Consider the following 26,144-nt stretch of genomic DNA (forward strand, 5'->3'; position numbering starts at 1 on the left):
TTATACCTTTGGCGGATCATGATTACGCATTTCACAAAGCCGCTCCTCACTCATTAACCAGGGCAGATAAGGAGTGAGATCATCAGGTGGCTTCCTGCCATTTATGGCACAAGCCTCAAGATAGGCACCCAGCCAGATTTTTGGATTAATATCCCAAAGCTTTAGCGTCATAAAAACGCTGAACAGAAAAGCGGCTATATCAGCACTCCATACGCTGCCAGAGCCGTAGTAATTCTTCCTGCCAACGACACCTGTGCGCAGTGCTTGCTCTGCAGCGTTGTTATCCATGGGGATACCGGGATTAGTGACAAAGCGGGTCAATCCTTCCCAGTGATTCTGCAGACTTTCGAGCACTTTTTTCGCTCTGACTCGCAGTTTAGGACGATTAAGTTCCTGATCCCTCTGGGTTGCCATCTGCTCTACCTGATGTTCAAGCCGTAACTGCTGTGTTGCTAGCTGCTCTGGTTCATCAAGCACTTCAAGTCGCTGACTATTAAGATGATATAAACGACCAATCCTGTTCACCCAGGTGGCGCTCCACTTCTCCAACTCCGGATCACCTCGTTGAGCGTCAATAAAATCCCGCCTGACGTGAGCCCAGCAGAAAGCTAAATCAATAGAAACTACATCATTCGCGAGTTTCTTGTAAGCTGAGTATCGGTCACACACCAATGTACCAGCCCCGTCACCAATGACTGACTCCGGTACGACAGCCGCACGGGTGTCAGCAATGCTGAAATAAACTGCCTGGTCACAGAGAAATACCCACAGCCAATGTTTGTGGGAACCTGTCGTCTCATGTGCCCAGGTGATCCACCGGGTTTCATCAGCATGCCACTGATCGCTACTGGCGACGAATTCCCGAGTAGCTTCGGCAACCGGCTCAAAAAAGGGCGTTATAGCTTCCAGGCCAAAGGAGATGGTCGCCTGCGACAGTTCCAGTCCCTGAGTCTTATAAGACTCAAGTTGCCTGTTTATGGGGATGCCGTATGCGTACTTATTCAGCAACAGCTCCACCCAGACAGAAATACCAAGCTTTCCTCTGTTGATGAGTCTTGGTGGAGGTGGTGGAGTAGTAATATTGGGCGTTTCAGGGCACTGGCAAGTTTTTTGGTAATGCCTTCGGTGATAGCGACGAACGTGAGCCTTAACTTCAACTTCAATTACGTCGCAGCTGTCGTCATTGAAAAAAGACTTGAATGGCCGGTGGCAGACTGTACAACACTGTTTGTCCACTGGTAAGTCTACAGACTCATGAACCACTGGCAGGTTGTTGTGAAGATGGCGACCAGAACCGGGGACTCCGGGCTGGTGACCTCGTTTTCGATTTGAAGGTGGCCGGGTAGTATTGCCACTTTTCTTTGAAGAAGAACTGGTCTTCTCTGATTTACGACCGAAAAGCAAGTGCTTCATGTGTGCCAGTTCTGATTTCAGATCAGCGACCTGGGTGTTCAACCCAGCTATTTCGGCTTTATGCTGAGCAATAAGAGAGGCATTTTTAGCCAGTACTTTTTGCTCTCGGCCACAGGCCGCCTTCCACATGGCATGCCAGAGGTTGGCCTGCTGTTTTAGCTGGATGTGTTCCTGCTTGGTGAGGATGACCTGCGAGGTAGCGAAGGGGGCAGGCAGTAATGCAGGTGTTGTGCTTGATCCTGAAACATGAGCATTTTGCATACTCTAAAAGTAGACGACTTTGAGCAGATGTTTAGTGGTTTGTAGAATAGTTACGTCTGACCAGCTCCTTCAGTGGCAGATCCGTTCTGCTCACCAGAATGACACCGTAACGCGGCTCAGGTAACCATTGTTTTCCGTCGTGCAAAAGCCGGGTGACAACATAGGTTTGGGTGAAAGTCTCATATTGACTCTCTTTTCAGGGTCTACAGCCCAATAAGTATGCAGTAGCAACAAATTTCCCTGCCCAGCAAGGGTAACGGCCAAACACCGCTATGATGTTTACTGATAAAACGACACCATATTAGTGAGAGGCCGCCCCGATGGAAGTATGTCAGCCACTGACTGAAGTCGCCAATTTTTCCTGTCATGCAATTCAGCAGCTTGATCATAAACTGGCAGCTCTGCGCGAACAGTACGACCCCATTCAACACTTTGAAGACTATGAAGGTGAAGTTCACAAGATTTTTGCTCAGGCAGAGCGAGGTGTTCTGGAAGAAGACTTATCCGGACTTGATGTTGACACCCCGGTCATTGAAGTCAACGGCACCTGTTACCATCGAGTATTGCGAAGTTCAGAAACCTATCAGACTGTTGCCGGTTCTATCAAAGTTCCACGAACGCTCTACCGCAACGGTCAGGATCGCTGCATCGTCCCGCTGGAACTCCGGGCGGGTATTGTCGAGGGATACTGGACACCAAGGGCGGCAAAGCAAGCTGTCTGGATGGTCGCTCAAATGCCACCGGGCGACGTGAAGAACCTGCTTGATCTGATGGGCAATATGTCGCCTTCGGAAAGTTCTCTGGCTCGACTCCCGAAGAAGTTTAACAATCAATGGGAGCCAAACAGGGAAGCCTTTGAGGGTATCCTCTGGGAAAGCGTTAAAGTTCCAGAAAAGGCGGTGACTGTGGCAGCGTCCCTCGACGGTGTTATGCTGCCAATGAAAGACGGCAAGCGTAAGGAAAAACGCGAACAAAATAAAAGTGACGGTAAGCGAACCCGTGGTCCAGCCGGTTGTCAGGAGGCCAGTTGTGGAACATTGTCGTTTTACGATACTCAGGGTGAACGCCTGTCAACAGTCAGAATCGGGCGTATGCCCGAAAGTAAAAAAGTAACTTTGAAGAACTCACTCTCTGAACTGCTGGATGAAGCCCTTCGGCAAAAGCCTGACCTGACTCTGGTTAAAGTGGCTGACGGAGCGAAAGACAACTGGACTTTCCTTGCCAATGAACTCCCGGAAGGCCACGAGATCGTAGACTTTTACCATGCTGCAGAACACCTGAAGAAGGCATTTGATCTGTCCTATGGAGAAAACAGTGCTAAATCCAAAGAAAAATTCACCACCTATCGCCACATTCTAAAGGAAGAGTTTGAAGGGGTTGAGAGAGTGATCAAGGCACTGGTCTACCAGTACAAGCGACATCCTCGACGATCAAAGCTGAAAACAGAGCTGGAATATTTCAGGAACAATCGCGCTCGTATGCAATACGCTGAACACTTGTCACAGAATCTGCCGATAGGTTCGGGAGTCATTGAGGCTGCTTGCAAAACCTTGGTTACGCGGCGTATGAAGTGCTCGGGCATGCGTTGGCGACTTCCGGGAGGTCAAGGGATTCTGACTCTTAGGTCATTAATCCAGAGCAAGCTGTTCGACAATGGTTGGAAGCTGCTGGCAGTGACTTATTGCTGTAAGGTTACGAAAACAGGAGTAAATAATGTCATCCCGTTCCCTTCGCAGAAGACAGAATGATAGTACCAGTCAATATGAGACTTTCACCCATAGGTTTGTTCCCGCTGCCATTTGGCCGGTCGGTGGTAGGAGAGCATAGCCTCTTCGGTTCCATCGCTGCGAATGGCAGTCCAGGCACTGTCTGGCAACCCTTCAATGCAATTGAATTATTCCTTTCAATAGCCGAATTTTTTGCCTATCGAAACCCTTATAAAATCCTTGTCTTTACAAAGCCTGCCTAAAGAATTAGCCGAACAAATAACCTAACTTGTTAAGTTTTTGATGGTTTTGACATTCCTTTGTTAGCCAAACGTCTGTATCGCTTGTGCAGCAAGGGTTTCAGAGAATGTTCAAAATTTAAAAATGGTATTCATATAAACGACAAAATATATGTAGATACTGACGGAAAGTTCAGTGTTTAGACATATTTTGTTGAGCAAAGGATTGTAAAGGAAAACTGAGCAACGGCAAAATCAGTGCCGAAGGGAAGGTGTTGCTCATTAAAAAAACAGTTTTTAGAACAGCTTCACCTCAGTCAAGGCTGATCAGCTCAGGTTAGTTTGGTAGTTTTTGACCTGAAGCAGTCAACCATTTCAAGCTTTAACCAGTTAACCACTTGTCGAGTAACAGAGTTTTACATGCCACTACTAGAAGAAAATCTTGTCATACGATTTCTATTTGTTTTCCTTCTATCTGTGTTATTGATAAAAATATGGAAATTGATTGCCTGGAACATCCAGCTGGTTGACAAGCCCAACGCACGAAAAATTCATACTTCAGCCGTTCCGCTGGTTGGTGGCATTGTTGTTTACTTGTCTATTTTTGTGACGGCATTAATAGTTGGTCGTAATAGCATCGAGCTGTATTGCTATTTAGCCGCTGCCGGTGCGCTTGTTATAACAGGGGCATTTGATGATAAATATGATATCAGCGCAAAACTGCGGCTTTTTATTGAGTTTGTTGCAGCTGGCCTGATGATTTTTGGTGCAGGCATTTATGTAGATAATCTTGGTAACCTGTTTGGGTTGGGAGATGTTGTTTTACCTGCCTTTGTGGCGGTTCCCTTTACTATTTTAGCGGTTGCAGGGTATATCAATGCTGTCAATATGGCGGATGGCCTGGACGGAATGGCTGCCAGCCTTGGTATCATGACCATTGTAACATTAATGATACTTGTTAATGGCAAGCAGGCTTTTGCAATACCCTCTGTAACTCTGGCTGCTGCCCTTATGGGCTTTTTGGTTTACAACCTGCAAATTGTCAGGGGATTAAGAAAAGTCTTCATGGGTGATGCAGGCAGCATGTTGTTGGGCTTTACGTTTGTCTGGCTAGTCATTGACTTTTCACAAAGCCACGGTACTTCTACCGCATTATTTAGCCCTGTTACTGCACTCTTTGTTTTGGGTTTGCCACTGGTTGATATGTTAGCAACACTGGCTCGTCGCATTAAGAAGGGCCAGAACCCAATGAAGCCAGATAAAACGCATGTGCATCATATTCTGCTGCATGCTGGTTACACACCCAGACAGACTCTTGCAATAATTATTATTATTGGCGCACTCTTTCATGCTCTGGGCATGGTGCTGCATTTCACTGGTGCATCAGACTTAGTCCAGTTAATTGCCTTCATTGTTGTGTGCGGTCTGTATTATGAAGCCGTTCTTCATGCATTCAGCGTCAGTCGTATTATTCAGAATTTCCGTGGCAAGCGAGAACCTGCCCGTAAAGGTAAGCAATATACTCAACATGGTCATAGCAAGAAAAAATTTGCTGAGCATGGAACCGCAGAGCATTTAACTCACCAGCCTAAATAAGTTATTTGTTTCCTTAGTCAGTTATAAATCGAAACTATCTCTTCTCACTTTATTAACCGCAACTATTGTTGGAATTTATGAAATACTTAGTAACAGGTGCCGCAGGGTTTATTGGTTTTTACGTTTCCCGTCGTCTTTGTGAAATGGGTCACGAAGTCGTAGGTTTGGATAATATCAACGACTACTACATTACAAAGCTCAAACATGACCGCCTGGAACAACTTGAACCGCTGACAAAATTTCGCTTTGTAAAAATGGATCTGGCTGACCGGGCTGGGATAGCAGAACTGTTTAAGGCTGAACATTTCCAGCGTATTATTCACCTGGGTGCACAAGCCGGTGTACGTTACTCACTGGAAAATCCGATGGCTTATGTTGACAGCAACCTGGTAGGTATGGCGAACATCCTTGAGGGTTGCCGACATAACAATGTTGAACATCTGGTTTATGCGTCTTCAAGTTCCGTATACGGCATGAACAGCAAAATGCCATACTCCACCACAGACGCTGTGGATCATCCTGTTTCTCTGTATGCGGCCACTAAAAAGTCTAACGAGATGATGGCTCATAGCTATTCCCACCTCTATAAAATCCCAACCACTGGCCTTCGCTTCTTTACTGTAAATGGCCCCTGGGGACGTCCTGATATGGCTGCCTGGAAGTTTACAAAGGCTATTCTGGAAGGCCAGCCAATCAATGTCTTTAACAATGGTGAGCTGCAACGGGATTTCACCGATATTGAAGATATCCTGGAAGGCGTTATCCGTATTCAGAATGTCATTCCTGAAGGTATTGCAGACTTCAAAAATGATGACCCAAGCCGAAGCTCCGCACCTTACCGTGTTTATAACATTGGTAATAACCAGCCCGTTAAGCTGATGAACTTTATTGAAGCGATTGAAAACGCTTGTGGCAAAAAAGCGATTAAGAATTTTATGCCGATGCAGGCTGGGGATGTTTATGCAACTTATGCGGATGTGGATGATTTGATGAAGGTGGTTGATTTTAAGCCTGTGACACCATTGCAAGATACCATGAGCCGTTTTGTTGAATGGTATAAGAATTGGTTCTTAGGTATTAGAGGCAATGAATAACACTTTGCCTTAATTTCTTTATTCAGAGTGGGCTGTTCTGAAATATTAAATACATATTTTAGTATTTAATATTATATATTTATTAAAATTAATCTATGTTGAATAGCCCCGAATCATAATAATTTTTATATTTAGGGTTGATAACCAAAGTGAATTATGTAAAAAAAATTTTTAGACCAATAAAAAATTATATTTATGGAAAGATTCCAGATAAAGTCTTTGCAAAAATAATGTTTAGAATCAGGATTGGTTATGATTTGAATCTAGATAATCCTAAAAGTTATAATGAAAAAATTCAATGGCTGAAGTTAAATGATAGAACTCCTTTACATACTATTTGTGCAGATAAATACAAAGTAAGGGATTTTGTGAAGGATAGAATAGGTAAAGAGTACTTAATACCATTATTTCTTGAAACAAAAAAAATAGAGGATATTAAACCAGAAAACATGCCGGACGAACCAATTGTCATTAAAACAAATCATGATAGCGGCACAGTTTTCATAATAAGGGATAAGAGTAATGCCAACTGGGAACTGATTAGAGAGAAAATCAAAAAAGCATTAAGTAATAATTACTATGGAATAACTAAAGAATGGCAGTATAAAGATATAGAACCAAGAATCATTGTGGAAAAATTGCTGACAGATGATATGGGTAGAATACCGAGTGATGTAAAGATATTTTGTTCTGATGGTGAACCTAAATTTATGCTGCTATGCCTGGATAGAGAAACAGGTGTTAAGTTTGTACACTTGACAATGGACTTTGAGATAATGCCATTTTTCTCAAATGGTCAGTCATTTGATATGAATAGTCTAAATATAACTCCACCACAAAATTTAGATTTAATGTTAGATTTGGCAAAAAGATTATCTAAAGGGTTAAAGCATGCAAGAGTTGATTTTTTTAACATCAATGGGCAAATATATTTTGGAGAAATTACGTTCCATGATAGCTCTGGTTTTATGAAAATAGACCCTCTAGATTGGGATTATAAGCTTGGTGAGTTTGTAAACATTAACCATAAAAAGAGAAACTGTTGAGTGAGAGCAAAGTGAAAACCTTAGTACTAGCTTAAATTTGAAGCGGTGAGCAAATAGGGTGTATTTTTAATCGCACAATCTGCCCCAAAATTAGTGCATTCTTTTAAACAGCAAGTTAGATTACACCTTAAAGAAGTTTGATTTTGTATATGAAGTATAAAAAAGAGATAATTAATAATTTATTAAGCTTAGGGGCGGTAGATTTTTTAGGTCTATTGATCCCTGTCATTACAATGCCGATATTGTCACGGAGTCTTGGTGCTGCTTTGTATGGAAGTTATTTACTGTTTTTAACGGTAGTTACTTTTGGGTATACCATTGTCGACTATGGCATTCTCTACACAGGCTCCAGGGAGGTTGCTAGAAATAAAAATAACAACGCCTATAAGGATTTATACTCTTATAATCAGACGGTACGTTGGCTGCTATTTCTTTGCTATTCACTTGCAATAGCAATTTATGCATTCTTGTTTTTAGATGAGACATTACAGTTTTATACGCTGGCATGTGGCATACCTCTGTTGGGTGGTTATGTAATGACAAGTAGCTGGTTTTTTCAGGGTATGAGTGATACACGATGGTTGTTGTACTCTTCATTGCTGTCAAGGCTACTAAACTTGTTCGTTATTCTATTTGTGGTAAAAACACCGGATGATTTTGGTGTGGCCATTGTTTCTGCAACCTATCCAACGTTATTATCTGGAATGTTGCTTGTCTGTGTTTTGCGACAAAAATATAAGGTCAAGCAATTCAAGTTTGGCAAGGTTAAAAAATATCTAACCAACAGCTTTGACGTTTTTACCGGGATATTGGCACCAAACTTTTACAACTCTATCCCTACCATGCTCTTGGGAGGGATTTCTGACCCGATCGAGTTTGCAAAATTTGCAGTTGCATCACGAATATGTGGTCTGGTCGGTGTCGTTCAATCAGTACTCTCTAAATCTATTTACCCCATACTGTCACGAGAGAGTGGTAATTATGTCAATCAGGTGATTAAGGCAAATCTTGCTATTTCAATTCCCATTTTCTTATTTTTTGTAGGGTTTGGGGATTTTGCGATAGAAATATTTCTTGGTGCTGATTATGTAGGGAATATAAATTATTTAGCACTTATGTCTTTTGGTATGGTTTTTATTGGTATTGCAAATGCCTATGGAACCGGGTATTTTCTTCCAAAAGGTCATGATTCAGTGTACAGATCTGTGTCATTGAGGGTGTCTTTCTTGTCTGGGGTGCTATCATTTACTCTCATTTATTTGTTTGGAATAGTTGGCGGTGCGGTTTCAGTAACTTTGGCAAGGGTGTTTTTTGCTGTTGCTTTTCATCATAGTTACATCGGTAGAAAATATGATAAGTAGTTCGACAATAGAAATCATATATTTTCCTGTTGCCAGCCTCTGATCTACGGGGTGGTAGCTGGTGAAAGCAAATGTCGGGGTACTTAATCGGATAACTAAATTATGAAACAATGGTACTGACTTAAGCTTTACTCTGTTGATTCTCGGTCAGGGTCCGAGAAAAAAGTATTTACAGGCCTCAGACTACCTAGCCCCTGCGGCTCTGGCTTGATCAATAAGTTTTACAGCTTCCCTGCGATCTGGGTGGCTAATCGGTCGTCCTCGCGTTCCCCCCAGATCGCTCGGGCCTTTTTTGCCAGCCGTTTCAGCCAGAGCCTTGTCTTTGCGGTTCAGCTCACGTTCCAGAACCTTGATTTTTTTCTTATCCTGCTTAGGCTCTTCTGCCAATTGTTTGCGCTGCTCAGCTGCCTCAGCATTGGCTGTTAGGCTGGCTTGCTTCCACCGAACAACCTGCTCTGGAAACAAGCTTTTTTACGACAGTACTCAGATAGTTCTGTTTCAGTAAACACCGCTGTCTCAAGCACGACAGTGAACTTATCTTCTGAATGCCACTGTTGTTAACTCCGCTTTGAAATGACCTTCTTCCACCGGTTTGAGATGACCCGTTTTCACTATGTACGGGACAAAACATTTAACAGCTCCTGAAATGCAATCTGATCATTTTTTGCGCATTTGTTTTTAAGTACTCGTCTGAGCATGTCAAGCCCCAGTCTGAACAGACTTTTTGCTGGTCTGTTATGTTTATTCAGTGGGAGCTGATTAGCCTCACCGTAATGCCAGTGCCCCACAAGCAGACACCACGCGAACGCAATGGCGAGGAGTCCCATAAGTTTGTCCATGCGGTCGTGCTTCGTCATATGTGTAGACTCCATATCGAACCCACGACTTTTCAAACAACCAAACAGCGTTTCTATATCCCAGCGTTTGTAATAGTCCTCGATCATGCCGTCCGGCTTTTCAGTAGCCACAACTATGAGCAACCCTTTCAAGGTGCGGTGCGCAGCAATGTAAAGCGGTACTCCCGCCACTTTTTTTCTGGTATGCCAAGTGACGGTTTGATTAAACTTCACACTACGGCAAAGCTTCCCCGCTGTGGTTTTGCGATTGTCATGCTCTACTGCGACATCACCTTTTATACGGAGGCGACACAATATTTTCTTCTGTCGCAACCACTCAAACCAGTCATGACCTATGAACTCACGATCAGCCAGAAGGTTGTCAATTTTTTCCGCCGGAATAATCTTCAAAACCCGCTCTATCAAGGCAATGCGTTCATCTGTATTGGAGTTGCCACCACGTTTGTCCAGACACTCCCAGACAATGGGTATAGAGTTTCCTTGCCAGGAAATAGAGACCACCAGATAGTTCACATCCTTAGAGCCATGCTTCCAATTGGTTCTGTCCATGCATAGCGTATAGCGATCCATATCGAGGCAGCTCAGGATAAATTCCCCCAACTGCTCATAGCTGTATTCGTAACCAGCAAAGAACCGTTTGATGCGTCGATAACTGGATTCGGCATCGGCTTCAGACTGGAACTCTTCGGCTACTCGGTAGAGATTAGTAGAACGGGCGCGTATCAAAGATAGAACAAATTGTGAGATGAAGTTGATTCGGGCTTGATGCAGGGGTAAATGAGCCTTAAGCTTCTCGGCTAATGAGCTGACTTCTTCCATGTACGACAACGGTAAACTTTACGGAGTTGAGAGACCGGATAGGTTACCTGATGGAAAGGTCAGCTCATACCCTCCAGACCCGATAAATCAAGAGTTTATAATTTTTTGTCCCGTACATAGCCGTTTTCAGCAATACTTTTGTCCCATACATAGGGCTTCTTTAGCTTATTTTATCATTTATATAACAAGTTTTTAAAATTGGAATAGGAAACGTTTATTTTTGATATTGCTAATGGGTTTTGTATTTGGCCTTGTTGGTATATCATCATTTATCATAAGCAACCCACCCTTTGAAAGTACCATTTCGACTAAAATTATTAATTATTCTAATTCTCAATATGCAGAAGCTATTGGTATTTTTGATAATACTAATATTAAAAATTTTTTAATATCCCTAGCAGCAATTTTTATGTGGGATAGAATGAAAACGAAGGATGAGTTTTTTTGTGTTATGAGCTTATTCTTCGTTATTGGAACTGCTTGGAGGTTAGCATTTTCTGATTTTGGAATTTTGGCAGCCAGAGTTGCAACATTATTTACAATTGTAGAGGTTATTTTGATCCCTAATATGATACATGCTTTTGATAAGCGTATCTCTTTAAAAATAATAATTGTTACTTATGGGTTACTAACTATAGCAATGAATATATCAATAAAAGATATAGTTAATCCTTATTAATTTTATTTTATGTAGACTGTAGATGAAGAAAATATTATATATTGTAAGTACTTTAGGTCGTTCTGAACCAACAAAACAATTATTGAACATTATAAAAAACTTAGATCATTCAAAATATCAAGCTCTAGTTTTAACATTATCTCCAGAACCATCAAATAGTAGATTTTCAGAGTATATCAATGCTGGATTAAGATTGGAAATTTTAAACATGAGTAGATTTCAAGGTTTGTTTTCTTCAAAGAAAAAAATTGAAAAAATAATTAATGACTATAAACCAGATATAATTCATACTCAGGGCATAAGAGTTGATAGTTTGATGTCTACAATTCAGCCAAAACCACCTTGGATTAAGATTGTTTTAGTTCTGTTCCTCTTGAGTAATAATTTTGCCATTAGGGTTTGATGGCTTATTATTATTTTCAATGTCAATTTTTTCAGCTTTGTTCTTTGACTATGTCATAGTAATAAGCGATACCTTTCTTTTCATAGTTTTTGAGGTTTAAAATAAAAGTGGCAAAGTCAAAAATAAAAGTTGCTTATATCGTTTCTACTCTTAAGAAAAGTGGTCCAACAAATCAGCTTCTGAATATTGTTTCGAATCTAGATTTAAATGTTTTTCAGCCGATAGTGATTACTCTTTCGCCCGAACCGGCTGAGAGCTTATTGAAGGAATTTAAGCGTGCCGAAGTGACCTTGTACACACTTGACTTAAGTCGCTGGTCTGGGGTGGTCTTCGGTTTGAAAAAGCTTCGGAAGCTAATATCTACTGCAAAGCCTGATCTTTTGCATACCCAGGGTATTAGATCTGATATATTAGCGAGTTATCTTGATAAACCCCATATCTGTACTATTCGTAACTATTTGCAACTTGACTACCCCATGACTTATGGAAAGCTGGTTGGGTCAGTTATGACCAAGTGTCACATTGCATTTTTAAAAAGAATTGATGTCATTGCTGCTTGTTCAAAGTCAGTATCGAGGAATTTGTTGCTGAGCGGTGTCAATTCAAACGCTGTTCAAAACGGTGTTAACACCAAGCTATACTACCCTTTATCCTCTGCTGGTAAAGAGCAGTTACGTTTACACTTAGGATTACCTGTAGATAAGCAAATTTTTATCAGCACTGGTCACCTCACTAGAAGGAAGGATCCTTTGACTGTTTTGCGAGCATTTGAAGCACTGTCATCAGAATCTACAGTGTTGCTTTTTCTTGGCGATGGGGATATGAGAGCAGAGCTAGAAAAACAGTGCTCGAAAGACTCAAGAATTATTTTTACTGGTCGTGTAATAAATGTTGATGAATATCTTAAGTCGTCTGACTTTTTCGTTTCTGCCTCACGCGCTGAGGGATTACCAAATGCTGCTATTGAAGCCATGGCCTGTGGGTTGCCCTTGATTATATCTGATATTGCACCACATGAAGAGTTGTTTGAGCTTAATCAGAATATTGGTCAGATCTTTAGAGAAAGAGATTCTTCTTCATTGGCTGAAGCTATGGAAAAAGCTATGAACTTTGATCGTGAGGCGGCAAAATCAAATTGTCTGACTGTCATTAATGAACATTTAAGTGCAAAAGTTATGAGTCAAACTTATCAAGAACTTTATGTCGATGTTGTCAGGAAGATTAGATGAGTGCTCTGGTTGCGACATTATTTTCAATTTATAAAAACGACTCTGTTGAGATTATTCGTGAGTCTTTTTCTTCTCTTGTCAAGCAAACGTATAACAATGTGCTCATTTATATCGTATGTGATGGAGAGTTAAAACCTGATGTTGAAAATTATTTGTCTACTGTTAAGTCTTCAAAAGTTCGACTTGTAAGGAATGATACTAATATCGGTCTCGCCGCATCTCTAAATAAGTTGGTGGATGTAATTTTGACTAATGAGTTACATGTGGATTATTTTGCAAGGATGGATGCTGATGATATTTCGCATTCAACACGTTTTAAAAAGCAGGTTGATTTTTTAACTTCTCATCCTGATATAGATGTTGTTGGTTCAAGTGTTTTTGAAGTTGATCATGAAGGAAAATTGCAATCTTATAAAAGAATGCAAGTTAGTGACTGGGAACTTAAAAAAAATATAATTAGGCGATGTCCTTTTAATCACCCAAGTGTTATGTTTAGAAGACGAGTTTTCGAATCTGGTAATAGATATTCACCTAATTTAAAGAATACTCAAGATTATTATTTATGGATTGATCTGGCAAAAAAAGGGTACAAGTTTTCAAATATTGATGAACCACTACTCTGCTTCAGAGTTGATCAGAACTTCCATGCACGTCGTGGCAAATCTAAGGCCAAGAATGATTTTAATGCAAAGATATATGCTATGAGAGAAATGGACTGCTACAGCCTAAGTAATTGGTTTTATGCTTTTGCAATATACTTACTGAGGATGAGCCCTCCTTTCTTATCAAAATTTGCCTATAAATTCTTGAGAGGCGCTGAAAGCGTTACTTCTGATAGTGACCTTGCAAAGCAATACAAGTATCCAGAAATTTACTAACACGATTTTAAATATAATTGAGTGATTGATATGAAAATAGCCATTGCTGGCACAGGCTACGTAGGGCTGTCCAACGCTATATTGCTGGCACAACACAATGAAGTCTGCGCTGTTGATATTATCCAGCGCAAGGTTGATCTGATAAACGACAGAATGTCTCCGATTGTCGATGCTGAGATTGAAGACTTTCTGGCCAATAAAGAACTGAATCTGCGGGCTACCTGTAATAAAGAAGAAGCCTACAAAGATGCAGAGTTTGTGGTGATCGCCACGCCTACGGATTACGACACTGAGACAAACCACTTTAATACCAGCTCTGTTGAGGCTGTTATCAAAGATGTAATGTCGATCAACCCAAAGGCGACAATGGTCATCAAGTCTACGGTGCCTGTGGGTTATACCCAACGCATTAAAGAGGAACTGGGTTGTGAGAATATTATTTTCTCCCCTGAATTCCTGCGTGAAGGTAAAGCGCTTTATGACAATCTGTACCCGTCCCGTATTATTGTGGGTGAACGCTCTGAGCGTGCTAAGCAGTTTGCGCAGTTGTTGATGCAGGGAGCCATTAAGCAAGACATAGAGGTGCTGTTTACTGATTCTACTGAAGCTGAGGCGGTCAAACTGTTTTCCAACACGTACCTGGCTATGCGTGTGTCTTACTTTAATGAGCTTGATACCTACGCCGAAACCCACGGCCTGGATTCTCGCCAGATTATTGAAGGGGTTGGCCTTGATCCACGGATCGGCAGTCATTACAACAATCCTTCCTTTGGTTATGGCGGTTACTGCCTGCCAAAAGACACCAAGCAGTTGCGTGCCAACTATGAAGATGTGCCCAACAACATCATCAACGCCATTGTTGATGCCAATACCACCCGAAAGGATTTTGTAGCCGATTCCATTCTGAAACAGAATCCTGAGGTTGTTGGTATTTACCGGCTGATCATGAAGTCCGGTTCTGATAACTTCCGCGCCTCTTCCATTCAAGGGGTAATGAAACGCATCAAGGCTAAGGGTGTCACGGTTGTTGTTTATGAACCTGTGCTGGATGAGGATGAGTTTTTCCACTCAGAAGTCATTAAAGATCTGAATGAGTTTAAGGCCATGTCCGATGTGATTGTTTCTAACCGGATGATGGACGAATTAAGCGATGTCGCGAGAAAAGTCTATACCCGTGATTTGTTTGGTTCGGACTAAGCCCCTTTGACAGGCAATTTACTCACTGATTTTTTTGCGACCATGTAGGTTGACAAAGCAGTTCAGCCAGAATTAGTGAGTTATAAAAGGAATAATGATGATTAAAAAGTGTCTTTTCCCCGCCGCTGGCTATGGAACCCGTTTCCTGCCAGCGACCAAGTCCATGCCTAAAGAGATGATGCCTATCGTCAGCAAGCCGCTGATTGAATACGGTGTTGAAGAAGCTCTGCAGGCGGGTATGAGCGACATCTGTATTGTCACCGGTCGGGGCAAGCGAGCCCTGGAAGACCATTTCGACGCCAACTTCGAGCTGGAACACCAGATTTCCGGTACGTCTAAGGAAGAGTTACTGAATGGCATTCGTAACATTATTGATGAGTGTACGTTCTCCTATACCCGTCAGCGTGAAATGAAAGGTCTGGGTCATGCGATCCTGAGTGGTCAGACCCTGGTGGGTGACCAGCCTTTCGGTGTGGTACTGGCCGATGACCTGTGCATCAACGATGCAGGCGAAGGTGTTCTGGCGCAGATGGCACAGCTTTATAAGCAGTTCCGTTGCAGCATTGTGGCGGTAATGGAAGTGCCGGAAGATGAAGTTCATAAATACGGTGTTATTGCCGGTCAGGCGATTTCCGATGATCTTATCCGTGTGGAGAACATGGTTGAAAAACCCACCAAAGAAGACGCGCCAAGCAACCTGGCCATCATTGGTCGCTACATTCTGACCCCGGATATCTTTGACCTGATCGCCGACACCCAGCCGGGTAAAGGCGGCGAAATCCAGATCACCGATGCGCTGCTGGCTCAGGCTCAGCGTGGGTGTGTTCTGGCTTATAAGTTTAAGGGGAAGCGTTTCGACTGTGGTAGTATTGAAGGTTTTATCGAAGCGACCAATTACTGCTACGACAAGTTTTCCAAGTAATATTCCGTAATCATAAGGGCACAAAGTACGTCAATTCTGGCGTCTTTGTGCCTTTTTTTGTTTTAACCATTTACATTTATCGTTGTTTTCATGGATGCAATTCAAATCATCGTTTTGTCCCTGGTTCAGGGGCTCACCGAATTCTTGCCGATCTCCAGCTCGGCACACCTTATTCTTCCGGCGCAGTTGCTTGATTGGCCGGACCAGGGTATAGCCTTTGATGCCGCAGTACACATTGGTACGCTGGCAGCGGTTATGCTGTATTTTCGCAAGGATATCTGGCTGTTGATCCGGGACTGGACGTTATCTCTGGCGGGCAAGGGTACAACCCAACACAGCAAAATGGCCTGGTATGTAGGACTTGCTACTTTTCCAGCGGTTATCTTTGGTTTCTGGATGAAAGCCACCGGCGTTGACGAAATGCTGCGTTCGACCACGGTGATTATGATCACCACGCTCCTGTTCGGTGCGTTGATGGGTGTGGCGGATTATTTTGGCAAGCGCAAAATTCCTCTGGAAAAGATCAACCTGAAAACAGCTATGATGATTGGTTTTGCTCAGGCGATTTCCCTGATTCCGGGGACATCCCGTTCCGGTATCACTATTACGGCGGCTTTGATGCTGGGCTTCAAACGTGAAGCGGCTGCACGATTTTCCTTTCTGTTGTCGATTCCGGTGACTTTGGGTGCCAGTCTGCTAGTTATCCTTGACTTGATCAAATCGACGGAAGTAATTATGTGGGGTGAGCTGGTGAGTGGTGCGTTGCTTTCCGGTATCAGTGCGATGCTCTGTATTCACTTTTTTCTGGGTATGATCAGTCGTATGGGGTTGATGCCGTTTGTCGTGTATCGGTTATTGCTTGGATTGGCACTTTTATACTTTATTTGATCCAGAGTTTTCTAAATTCTAAAAAGCCAGTTCCTGAAAAGGTTCTGGCTTTTTTTGTATGGTGCGCCGGGTATTGTGCGTAAGCGAGCTGGCACTGTTTTTATGTCGTATTCCTGATCCCACAGTCCAGAAGTTACCCAGTTATTAATTTCGCCTCAAGCGCCAATAGTTCATTAATCACTGGGTCTGAATACCGGATGCCTCTCTCACGGAGTTGTTCAACAATTGGTTTCAATGGTCCAACAATGCGATGCTTTCTGGCTTGAAGTAACAGCGTGAGGCTGCCAATTACTTTCAGGCCTTTATTGCTGGCGATTTTCCGACCTTTTTTTTCATCAATCATAATGCAGGTGTTAAGCTCCATGGCTGCTGCAATGGCCTGGGCCTCACCTTTATCCAGCACGTTTTGCAAATTTGTTATCAGTGGATGGTTTTCTGGTTTGTCAGCAATGGGTTTTATGAAACCTGTGTTTACGGCTTTCTCAATGACATTGCCGGATGGTTTACCCGGTATTCTGCATTCATTCAGCACGGTATCCGGGGCTAGTAACAGGATTTTGAGTGGCTCCGGATTTTCAAAAACAGGAGTTTGCCCCAGCGCAATCAGCGGGCTGGCATCGGCCACGATGATTTTAGTCAAAGTATTTCATCTCCTTTTCGATATCACCAGGTTCATAATCTGCGATGGGGATACCGAGGCTTGAGACCGTATTCATAAAATCTTCCAGGCTCAGGCTGGCTAGCTGAGCTGCTTTGGCAAGGGTTAGTGCGCCCGACTCGTATAAACTGACAGCCAGCCCGGTGTGAACGCCTTTTTCCAGTAAGAAACTGGTGACAGGCACACCAATCATAAGGGGGGCTCCATAGCGGGTAAGAACGGTCAACTTGCCGTCCTGCGCTGCTTTTCCGAGTTCTTTAGATCGCTCCCTGAGTTCCCTGATGCCAAAGACAGCGGGTGTTGTATTTGTGTTCATGGCTAAATCCCTGTGTGATAAAAATGTGGCGATGTAAGTCAGCTTTTGTACTATTTACGCAGATTGTGTCTTACTTGTGTACCTATTATAGTGCTTCAATGCCTGTTATCGATCATTGTTTTCATTATTCCACAGTGATTGACAGCCTCTAAACGACGGGGATTCCTGATTAGGCCACAGACTCCAGCTCCAGCGACAACTGAGTGTCTGCCACCGAAGCGCAACAACCGATCAGATTTCATACCGCCATGCAGATGCTTACAGAGAATATTGACTGCGCCCACTTAATCCCTCGGAGCAATGAAACCGCACTCTTTGTTTCTGCATTGGCAGACCCGTCCACCGGGTTTGTGCCGGTATCCACATTTCGGACAGGTCTGGCTGGTGTAGGCTTCGTTAATTTTCACAACCTCAACGCCTTCCGGGCTGCCTTTGTAGATCAGGGAGTCAACCAGTCTCCCAAGGGGACTACCGGCATTTTCCTGATTACTTCTGCGGGAACCTTTCTTTGTCTTCCGCTTGTTTCTTGCAATGTTGCTCACGTCGCCAATGACGAGTGTTCCGGCCTGTCTTTCGACAGCGAAATCAATCATTTTGTTGGCACTGTGATACAGGCTGCTGGAAGCGATGACCATTGGCCATGGTGACGGCAGTTACAGCAAGCAACTTAAACAGCTGGCAAAAGTCGATCTGCTGATACTGGATGACTGGGGTCTGGAACAACTGAGCCAGAGCCAGCGCAATGACTTGCTGGAGATAATGGATGACCGCCACAACCAGAGCTCCACCATAGTGACCAGCCAGCTTCCAGTGTCGAAATGGCATGACAGCATTGGAGATGCGACTTTGGCAGAAGCGATTCTGGATCGACTGACACATAACGCCCACCGGCTGAAACTCAAGGGAGAGTCTATGAGAAAAATCAGGGCAAAACTGGAAGAGCGTGAACACTCAGGCTAAAAATAGAAGTGGGCAATGTTTAGGAAAGCGGAGGTGTTCACGCTTTCCAGAATCACCGTTCATTTTGACCAGAATACGCACCCTGAAAAGAGAGTCAATATGAGACTTTCACCCATTCGTTTAATCCGACAGTAAATGATGAAATCAGCCACTCTCCAATGTCTCACGATTCTGGCTTTTATAGTTTCTGCCGCTACCGAGGTTATGGCAGAACAGAAACCTCTCAGTTGGGATGAGCTAACGGCGGAAGAGTTTATTCCCAGAAGGGATGACAGAGAAACCGCTAGATACAAAGCAAGGGTGGCTGAAATAAATAATAGTGGTCGGTCATTGGAAAGCGTGATTCTGGAAGAGGTGTTTCAGATGGATGACGCTATGATCGATCATTGTCTTGCCCAAAAATGTCCACAGCAATATAAGCTGGTTATCAATAGCTTTCCCTATTGGTTAGAGAACGATACGGCACACCTGTTGTTGTATAGTAATTATGACAATTGGGACCGTGAACCACTCATTTTTCATTCTGAAAAACAGCTTATGGAATGGCTGCCTGCATTGAAAAGCGGTAATGGTTTTGACTCTGTTATCCGAATAAATATCAGTAAAAACAGAACCGTTAAAGGGTTAGCTCATGCTCATATTTTTATTCGGAGTCGAGAGGGGAGAGAAGCTCTGATAGATCTGATCAGTAATATTCCGTTCAGCAGTCCAGAGCGTATCCCTTTCGTTTGGCAGGATTAGCCAATCATTTCATCAAAGCGAGCTTTTGAACAGTTGTCTGCCTTGCTTTACAGCTTACTGACCGCTTCTTTCAATGGTTTAATAATCTCTCGTTTACCTTTATCTACAATGCTGTCGCCGTCTATATAGTGCCTGTCAGAAAACCCCTGAAAAACACCGATCGGACTTTCGAAGAAACCAGCCAACACAACCGTCCCTCCCTGCTGGCCGCATTGACAGCACCACTGGTAGCCATTGGTCTTCTGGCTCTGCGTCCTCTTGCAGGCATTGCCATTGACCCATTGATCGCCTTGCCGTTGGGAGGTGTTGCTGGCGCGCTGGCCATGGGACGTATTCGTGACATCAACACCTTTGCTGTGGGCGGTCTTCAGCGCATGAGTGGTGTTGCCATTATGCTGATTGGTACTGGAACTCTGGCCGGTATTATTGCCAACTCAGGGCTCAGTAACTCTCTGGTTGAGTTCCTCAAAGCCTCTGACTTACCTGCTTACCTGCTAGCACCGCTGAGTGGCATGATGATGTCGGCAGCAACCGCTTCGACTACTGCTGGCACAGCCGTTGCCTCTAATGTATTTGGCCCCATTATTATTGCCCTGGGCATTCCATCCCTCGGCGCGGCTTGCATGATGCATGCCGGTGCCACAGTACTGGATCACATGCCTCACGGCAGTTTCTTCCATTCTACGGGCGGCAGTGTCGGCATGGGCATCAGTGAGCGTCTGAAAGCACTGCCATGGGAGACCCTGATCGGCTTCTCCATGGCTGCTACCTCGACACTGATTTATGGCATTCTTCAATTCTGAGGGGATTGAGCATGAAAATCGTTATTGCACCAGACTCATTTAAAGAATGTCTTACTGCAGCCCAGGTAGCGCAGGCTATTGAAACCGGTTTGAAGCAGGTTATTCCGGATGCGGAGTGCATTAAAGTTCCGGTTGCCGACGGTGGAGAAGGTACGCTTCAGTCTCTGGTTGACGCCACTAACGGCAGGCTGATTGAGTTACCGGTCACCGGTCCAATGGGAGGGATCGTTCAGGCTAGCTTCGGCCTGCTGGGTGATGGCGAAACCGCAGTGATTGAAATGGCCAGGGCTTCAGGTATTGAACTAGTTCCCGCAGATCAACGCAACCCGATGATCAGTACGACCCGTGGAACTGGAGAGTTGATTCTCAGCGCTCTGGACCACGGTATCAAGCGCATGATCGTCGGCATTGGTGGCAGTGCAACCAATGATGGTGGCGCAGGTATGATGCAGGTGTTGGGCGTAAAACTTCTGGATGTTGATGGAGAAGAGCTACCCTGCGGTGGTGCAGCGTTATCAAAACTTTGTAACATTGACACCAGCCAGATGGATGAGCGTCTGAAGTCTGTGGAATTCATTGCTGCCTGCGATGTGGACAATCCACTTACCGGAGCCAATGGTGCTTCTGCTGTGTTTGGCCCCCAGAAAGGTGCAAGTCCTGAGATGGTGGAACAACTGGATCAGGCACTGAAACACTATGCCAACCTTTTGAAGCGAGACCTTGGCAAAGAGGTTGAGCAAGAGCCCGGAGCTGGTGCCGCCGGAGGCATGGGTGCCGCCCTTCTCGCTTTCCTGGGCGCTGAATTAAAGCCTGGGATTGATATCGTGATGGAAGCCGTCGATCTGGCAGGGAAAGTCATCGGCGCTGATCTGTTGATCACCGGAGAAGGCCGAATTGATGGGCAGACGGCACAAGGAAAAACACCTGTGGGAGCTGCCCGGATTGCCAAGCAGCTCGATCTCCCCGTCATTGCACTGGCAGGCTCTGTCGGTTCAGGGGTTGAAGCGGTCTATGAGCGTGGAATTGATGCTCTGTTTCCGATTGTTCATGGGGCTGTCCCACTGTCTGAAGCTCTGGCAAATGGTGAGAAGAACCTGATCCGGGCTGCCAGAAACCTGGCCAGTACCTTAATGCTATTTAATACCTTGTAAATAAGCCGCATAAGCGCAGAGTCACAAAGGCAAGCCATTGAGACGTTGCAAAGCCAACAAAAGTGCATAGGAGAAGAATTGTACCCCTATGGCACGGTCCGTTAGAGGTTTTTTATCCTCTTTGTTATCATTTCTGTCTGGCATATCCAGCCCCCTTCACTTTAACAGTACATTTACACCATATGGTCAACAGGTTGCATCGCATTTTCAGCGATGCCAGCCCCCTGAATCTTGCCAGTTGTCTGAAGGGGTTACTCCCATACGGGATACAGACCGGCAGCATAGGTTTTTGCCGACTCGTCTTCCCATCAGGAGAGTTGCCCTAAAAACCTATACTAGCGGATGCACTAAGTCCCCCTTCGTTGGTTTTATTTGGGACTTATTGAGACTATGAACACTCGACCAAATAGCCGTAAACCCCATGATTTATAGTGATTTTAGTGATTTAAATGGCAAATTCTAAAGATAAGACTGACGTACAATTATCAAAACACACCCCGATGATGCAGCAATACCTGCGCATCAAACAACAACACCGGGAACATCTGGTGTTTTATCGTATGGGGGATTTTTATGAACTGTTTTATGATGATGCCAGAAAAGCCGCCAAACTTCTCGATATTACCCTGACCGCCCGGGGACAGTCCGGTGGCGAGCCTATTCCTATGGCGGGCATTCCTTACCACGCCGCTGAAGGCTACCTTGCCCGACTGGTTCGCCTGCGGGTATCGGTCGCTATCTGCGAACAGGTAGGCGATCCGGCCACCAGCAAAGGGCCGGTAGAGCGCAAAGTCATGCGTATCCTGACACCGGGCACCGTCAGTGATGAAGCATTACTGGATGATCGTCAGGATAACCTGCTGACCGCCGTGAACCACCATGACCACCTTTATGGCATTGCCACGCTGGACATCAGCAGTGGTCACTTTACCGTGCTGGAAGTCAGGGACGAAGAGGCTCTGCTGGCAGAAATCGAGCGCCTCAGCCCGGCAGAAATTCTGATCAACGATGAACATTCATGGCCTGAAAGCATTACAGCTCGCCCCGGCACCATTAAACGTCCTCCCTGGGATTTTGACCGGGAAACAGCCATTGAACAGCTGACACGACAATTCCAGACCAAAAACCTGCAGGGCTTTGGCTGCGATAAGCTGTCTGTCGCCATAGAATCAGCAGGCTGCCTGCTGCAATATGCCAAAGAGACACAACGTACAGCCCTGCCCCATATTCGCGGTATACAGCTGGAAAACCGTGAAGACAGCGTGGTACTGGACGCCGCCAGTCGTAAAAACCTGGAACTGACCACCAACCTGTCCGGTGGCCGGGAACATACTCTGATGTCGGTACTGGATCATACCTCTACCGCTATGGGCAGTCGCCTTCTGGGACGCTGGATCAACCGCCCCCTCCGCGACCTCAAAAAACTTCAGGATCGTCAGGACAGTATTGAGACACTGAAGCAGGGTTTCTACTTTGAAACCTTGCAACCCGTACTGAAAGGCATTGGTGATATTGAACGGATTCTGGCAAGAGTTGCCCTGAAATCAGCGCGTCCAAGAGACCTTGCCCGACTCCGTGACGCTTTTCTGCAACTGCCGGAGCTGCAGGATATTCTGCGCACTATCGACAGTGAAGCCATTCACAACCTGTCCGCCATCATCAGTGAACACCCGCAGCTTTCGGGTCTGCTCGATAGCGCCATTATTGAAAATCCGCCTGTAGTGATTCGGGACGGCGGTGTGATTGCAACGGGTTACGATGCCGAACTGGACGAATTCCGCGCGCTTAGTGAAAACGCTGGTGATTATCTGGTTCAGCTGGAACAGAGAGAGCGGGAACGTTCAGGGCTTGCCAGTCTGAAAGTCGGTTATAACCGTGTACACGGTTATTACATAGAGTTAAGCCGTCGTGAGTCTGAGGATGCCCCGGTAGAATACATACGTCGTCAAACACTGAAAAACGTTGAACGTTTTATTACACCGGAACTGAAAGAGTTTGAAGACAAGGCACTGTCCAGCAAAAGCCGCGCCCTGAGCCGGGAAAAAGCTCTGTATGATGAGCTTCTCGATAAGCTGGTTGAAGCGCTGGGTCCCATGCAGGAAACGGCAATGGGGCTGGCAGAGCTTGACGTATTGACCAACCTGGCTGAACGTGCAGAGTCTCTCAACTTCTGTAAACCAGAACTGACAGCGACACCGGGTATCGCCATTGAAGAAGGTCGTCACCCGGTTGTAGAACAGGTGCTGAATGAACCCTTTGTCGCCAACAGTGTCAATTTCAACCATCAGCGTCGTATGTTGGTCATAACGGGTCCCAACATGGGCGGTAAATCCACCTATATGCGCCAGACTGCCCTGATCGTACTGATGGCACATGTGGGCAGTTTCGTACCCGCCAGCCACGCAAGAATAGGTGTTGTCGACCGAATCTTTACCCGCATTGGCTCATCTGACGACCTGGCCGGTGGCCGTTCAACCTTTATGGTAGAAATGACAGAAACCGCTAATATTCTACACAACGCCACCGAGAGCAGCCTGGTTCTGATGGATGAAGTGGGACGCGGCACCAGTACCTTTGACGGCTTGTCCCTGGCCTGGTCCTGCGCTCACTATCTTGCGGATTCGGTAAAGGCCTTTACCCTGTTTGCCACTCACTATTTTGAGCTGACACAGCTGCCAGACGAATGCGACACCGTTGTCAACGTTCATCTGAACGCTACCGAACACGACGACCGTATAGTATTTTTACATGCGGTACAGGAAGGCCCGGCCAGCCAGAGTTATGGTTTGCAGGTTGCCCAGCTGGCCGGTGTGCCAAGGCATGTAGTGAATCAGGCCAAAAACAAGCTGGCACAGCTGGAGCAAACGTCTTCCTATCCACTGCCCACTGTACAGCCAGAAACCAGGGTTGTCCGTGAGCAACCACTTCAGGATGACCTGTTTGCCACGGCGCAACCTCATCCGGCTGTTGACCGCCTGGGCGAAATCAATCCTGATGAAGTTTCACCGCGACAGGCACTGGATCTGATCTATGATCTTAAAAGCCTGACTAAATAAGCGTTTTAGCCCGGATATTTCATAAAAAGAGGCAAGTTCCGCCCAATCACTTGATATAATTGGGTCGACCAAAAAAATGCTTCGGAAGAAGCAAACCGGAACTTGCCATGAACAAATTTACACAAGAACAGCTTCGTTTTCACCCCTCCAACGGAAAAACTATCCGGGCAGACTTCAATGGCGGAGAATTATCCTCTGATTTTGGCGCCCTGATGCTACGTGAAACAATGCTTCACAGCGGTATCATATCCAGGCTGACTGACGGCATTGACGATAAGCGTCATCAATCCTACATCGACCACACCCTGCAAGAACTCATTGCCCAAAGAGTTCTGCAAATGGCCTGTGGTTATGAAGATGCAAACGACAGCAACCATCTGCGTAAAGACCCAATCTTTAAGCTTGCCAATGGAAGAAACCCACTGGACGATGATAACCATCTGGCTTCCGCTCCAACGTATACAAGGCTTGGTCAGTCCATGACCAAACGGGATATTTATAATATGACCAAAGCACTGGCTGATCACTTCATCAGCAGTTATGAATACCCGCCATTAGCCATCATTATCGACCTGGATCATACGCCTGCTATCACCCATGGCGGCCAGCAGATGAACCTGTTCAACGCCAAATATCAAGACTACTGTTACTTGCCCTTAATGATCTTTGAGGGGCTCAGCGGCAAGCTGATCACTTCGATCCTGCGTCCTGGAAAAACACCCACAGGCCGAGAGAATGCAGCTATTCTCCAGCGCCTCATTAAGCTGATCCGTACAAGATGGCCGAAAACCCATTTACTGGTTCGTGGGGATAGCCACTTTGCCCAACCAGAGTTAATGCAGGTTGTTCAGGATGACCCTCACTCCGACTACGTGCTGGGAAAAGGCGCAGGACACAAGACGGCCTTGCGACCTAAAGCCAAAGAGTTGCTGGATGAAGCGCGGAAAGCTCTCGACGTTAAAACCGGGCTGGCAAAACTGAACAACATGCCAGAGCCTGAGCGACTCAGGCTCTACGGAGAAACGGACTATCAGGCAAAAAGCTGGAAAGGGCTGGACACCCGGATAATCTATAAGGCAGAGGTCAACCAGAAAGGCGACAATCCCCGCTTTATTGTGACTTCGATGATAGAGGCTTCCCCCGAGGAAATATATGAAGACCTTTATTGTCCCAGAGGGCAGGATGAGAACTTCATTAAGCATCTGAAAAGTGATTTGTCCGGTGATCGCTTGTCAGATCAAGGCTTTCTGGCAAATCACCTGAGAATGTTTTACGCCTGCGCTGCTTATGTTCTTCACTATGAGCTGAGAACCAAGGCACTGAAAGGTACGGAGCTGGAAAAGGCACAGCCATCAACCGTGATCACAAAACTTTGTAAGGTCGCGGTTAAAGTGGTTGAGTATAAAGACCGAATCAAACTTCACTTGCCCCGCAGCTGTCCAATAAAAGGGCTTTTGCAGCATATAACCGAAGTCTTTTATTCAATGCCGCTGCCTCGACCGGGATAGTCAGCTTCATAAACTCAATCAGAATAAAATAGCGACCAACAGAAAGAGTGTTGGGGAATTCTGTTGTCCTGAAAAAGCAGGTGCTGATCAAAAAACATCCGAATTAATGGTGAGTTCGGGTTGTAATACCTTTTTCATGGACAGTAGAGCAACAGACCTCCGAAAAAATCAGAATGGGATGTTTTTTCCGGAACTTGTTGCTCATTTATGAAATATTCGGGTTAGCTTATAAGGCATCGGTATAGATAGGTTTAAACTATCACCGACTTAACCTACAACCCCGGCCATATTGCTGTTAGACTTTGCGCCATTACGGCTATGTGGCCAGCAACAACTTGCAACAGTAACGAGTAACAGCAATTA

Annotated in this window: 22 protein-coding genes and 2 pseudogenes; 18 read left to right on the forward strand and 6 right to left on the reverse strand. The window is 45.0% G+C overall.

Going from position 1 to position 26,144, the window contains the following annotated elements:
- Nucleotides 1–1,674, reverse strand: a complete 1,674-nt coding sequence (tnpC, locus tag NX722_RS11225) for an IS66 family transposase (protein ID WP_262567789.1) — start codon at nt 1,672–1,674, stop codon at nt 1–3.
- Nucleotides 1,675–1,994: 320 nt separating this feature from the next.
- On the opposite strand from tnpC, the gene NX722_RS11230 reads away from it, so the two are divergent.
- The 5 genes from NX722_RS11230 (at nt 1,995) to NX722_RS11250 (ending at nt 8,716) form a co-directional block, all read left to right on the forward strand.
- Entirely contained in the window at nt 1,995–3,422 is a 1,428-nt protein-coding gene (locus tag NX722_RS11230) for a hypothetical protein (RefSeq protein WP_262567039.1), read from the forward strand.
- Nucleotides 3,423–4,039: 617 nt separating this feature from the next.
- Complete coding sequence (locus tag NX722_RS11235; protein ID WP_262568050.1) at nt 4,040–5,215, forward strand: hypothetical protein; 1,176 nt, start codon at nt 4,040–4,042, stop codon at nt 5,213–5,215.
- A gap of 77 nt (nt 5,216–5,292) precedes the next feature.
- The gene (locus NX722_RS11240; RefSeq protein ID WP_262568051.1) at nt 5,293–6,309 is read left to right on the forward strand and encodes an NAD-dependent epimerase; all 1,017 of its coding nucleotides are present in this window, start codon (nt 5,293–5,295) and stop codon (nt 6,307–6,309) included.
- A gap of 149 nt (nt 6,310–6,458) precedes the next feature.
- On the forward strand, nt 6,459–7,355 hold the full coding sequence (locus tag NX722_RS11245) for an ATP-grasp fold amidoligase family protein (protein WP_262568052.1): 897 nt from the start codon (nt 6,459–6,461) through the stop codon (nt 7,353–7,355).
- 149 nt (nt 7,356–7,504) lie between these two features.
- Nucleotides 7,505–8,716 carry an oligosaccharide flippase family protein gene (locus NX722_RS11250; protein ID WP_262568053.1) on the forward strand — a complete coding sequence of 404 codons (1,212 nt, stop codon included), beginning with the start codon at nt 7,505–7,507 and terminating at the stop codon, nt 8,714–8,716.
- Nucleotides 8,717–8,899: 183 nt separating this feature from the next.
- Here NX722_RS11250 and NX722_RS11255 read toward each other — a convergent pair whose 3' ends face one another.
- Complete coding sequence (locus tag NX722_RS11255) at nt 8,900–9,103, reverse strand: hypothetical protein (RefSeq protein ID WP_262568054.1); 204 nt, start codon at nt 9,101–9,103, stop codon at nt 8,900–8,902.
- Between the two features lie 224 nt (nt 9,104–9,327).
- Nucleotides 9,328–10,392, reverse strand: coding sequence for an IS4 family transposase (locus NX722_RS11260; protein ID WP_262566701.1), 1,065 nt, complete (start codon nt 10,390–10,392; stop codon nt 9,328–9,330).
- A 217-nt stretch (nt 10,393–10,609) separates the two neighbouring features.
- Here NX722_RS11260 and NX722_RS11265 point away from each other — a divergent pair.
- The 7 genes and pseudogenes from NX722_RS11265 to NX722_RS11295 form a co-directional block, all read left to right on the forward strand.
- Nucleotides 10,610–11,071: pseudogene (locus NX722_RS11265) on the forward strand (EpsG family protein); the annotation flags it as partial.
- 22 nt (nt 11,072–11,093) lie between these two features.
- Nucleotides 11,094–11,474 (forward strand): glycosyltransferase family protein, encoded by a 381-nt coding sequence (locus NX722_RS11270; protein WP_262568056.1) that lies wholly within the window; start codon nt 11,094–11,096, stop codon nt 11,472–11,474.
- Between the two features lie 107 nt (nt 11,475–11,581).
- Nucleotides 11,582–12,703 carry a glycosyltransferase gene (locus NX722_RS11275; RefSeq protein WP_262568057.1) on the forward strand — a complete coding sequence of 374 codons (1,122 nt, stop codon included), beginning with the start codon at nt 11,582–11,584 and terminating at the stop codon, nt 12,701–12,703.
- Nucleotides 12,700–13,581 carry a glycosyltransferase gene (locus NX722_RS11280; protein ID WP_262568058.1) on the forward strand — a complete coding sequence of 294 codons (882 nt, stop codon included), beginning with the start codon at nt 12,700–12,702 and terminating at the stop codon, nt 13,579–13,581. Before NX722_RS11275 ends, NX722_RS11280 begins: the two co-directional genes overlap by 4 nt.
- 30 nt (nt 13,582–13,611) lie before the next feature.
- Entirely contained in the window at nt 13,612–14,778 is a 1,167-nt protein-coding gene (locus tag NX722_RS11285) for a nucleotide sugar dehydrogenase (protein WP_262568059.1), read from the forward strand.
- A gap of 97 nt (nt 14,779–14,875) precedes the next feature.
- Nucleotides 14,876–15,700 (forward strand): UTP--glucose-1-phosphate uridylyltransferase GalU, encoded by an 825-nt coding sequence (gene galU / locus NX722_RS11290; RefSeq protein ID WP_262568646.1) that lies wholly within the window; start codon nt 14,876–14,878, stop codon nt 15,698–15,700.
- Between the two features lie 90 nt (nt 15,701–15,790).
- Nucleotides 15,791–16,588 (forward strand): undecaprenyl-diphosphate phosphatase, encoded by a 798-nt coding sequence (locus tag NX722_RS11295; RefSeq protein WP_262568060.1) that lies wholly within the window; start codon nt 15,791–15,793, stop codon nt 16,586–16,588.
- Nucleotides 16,589–16,721: 133 nt separating this feature from the next.
- Here NX722_RS11295 and NX722_RS11300 read toward each other — a convergent pair whose 3' ends face one another.
- From NX722_RS11300 to NX722_RS11310, 3 genes are all read right to left on the reverse strand, one after another.
- Nucleotides 16,722–17,228 carry a DUF3368 domain-containing protein gene (locus NX722_RS11300; RefSeq protein ID WP_262568061.1) on the reverse strand — a complete coding sequence of 169 codons (507 nt, stop codon included), beginning with the start codon at nt 17,226–17,228 and terminating at the stop codon, nt 16,722–16,724.
- Nucleotides 17,221–17,562, reverse strand: a complete 342-nt coding sequence (locus NX722_RS11305) for a UPF0175 family protein (RefSeq protein WP_262568062.1) — start codon at nt 17,560–17,562, stop codon at nt 17,221–17,223. The genes NX722_RS11300 and NX722_RS11305 overlap by 8 nt, the downstream gene beginning before the upstream one ends.
- Nucleotides 17,563–17,846: 284 nt before the next feature.
- Entirely contained in the window at nt 17,847–18,197 is a 351-nt protein-coding gene (locus tag NX722_RS11310; RefSeq protein WP_322740922.1) for a zinc ribbon domain-containing protein, read from the reverse strand.
- Between NX722_RS11310 and NX722_RS11315 the strand changes: the two are divergent.
- The 6 genes and pseudogenes from NX722_RS11315 to NX722_RS11340 form a co-directional block, all read left to right on the forward strand.
- Nucleotides 18,175–18,522: pseudogene (locus NX722_RS11315) on the forward strand (ATP-binding protein); the annotation flags it as partial. The gene NX722_RS11310 and the pseudogene NX722_RS11315 sit on opposite strands and share 23 nt — an antisense overlap.
- 204 nt (nt 18,523–18,726) lie before the next feature.
- The gene (locus tag NX722_RS11320) at nt 18,727–19,263 is read left to right on the forward strand and encodes a DUF3605 domain-containing protein (protein ID WP_262568063.1); all 537 of its coding nucleotides are present in this window, start codon (nt 18,727–18,729) and stop codon (nt 19,261–19,263) included.
- Nucleotides 19,264–19,391: 128 nt separating this feature from the next.
- Nucleotides 19,392–20,066 (forward strand): hypothetical protein, encoded by a 675-nt coding sequence (locus tag NX722_RS11325; protein ID WP_262568064.1) that lies wholly within the window; start codon nt 19,392–19,394, stop codon nt 20,064–20,066.
- Between the two features lie 11 nt (nt 20,067–20,077).
- The gene (locus tag NX722_RS11330; protein WP_262568065.1) at nt 20,078–21,217 is read left to right on the forward strand and encodes a glycerate kinase; all 1,140 of its coding nucleotides are present in this window, start codon (nt 20,078–20,080) and stop codon (nt 21,215–21,217) included.
- Between the two features lie 449 nt (nt 21,218–21,666).
- Entirely contained in the window at nt 21,667–24,273 is a 2,607-nt protein-coding gene (mutS, locus tag NX722_RS11335; RefSeq protein ID WP_262568066.1) for a DNA mismatch repair protein MutS, read from the forward strand.
- 107 nt (nt 24,274–24,380) lie between these two features.
- Complete coding sequence (locus tag NX722_RS11340) at nt 24,381–25,781, forward strand: IS1380 family transposase (RefSeq protein WP_262568067.1); 1,401 nt, start codon at nt 24,381–24,383, stop codon at nt 25,779–25,781.
- Nucleotides 25,782–26,144 lie beyond the last annotated feature (363 nt).

Origin of the sequence: Endozoicomonas gorgoniicola (assembly GCF_025562715.2) — a bacterium.
GTDB lineage: Bacteria > Pseudomonadota > Gammaproteobacteria > Pseudomonadales > Endozoicomonadaceae > Endozoicomonas_A > Endozoicomonas_A gorgoniicola.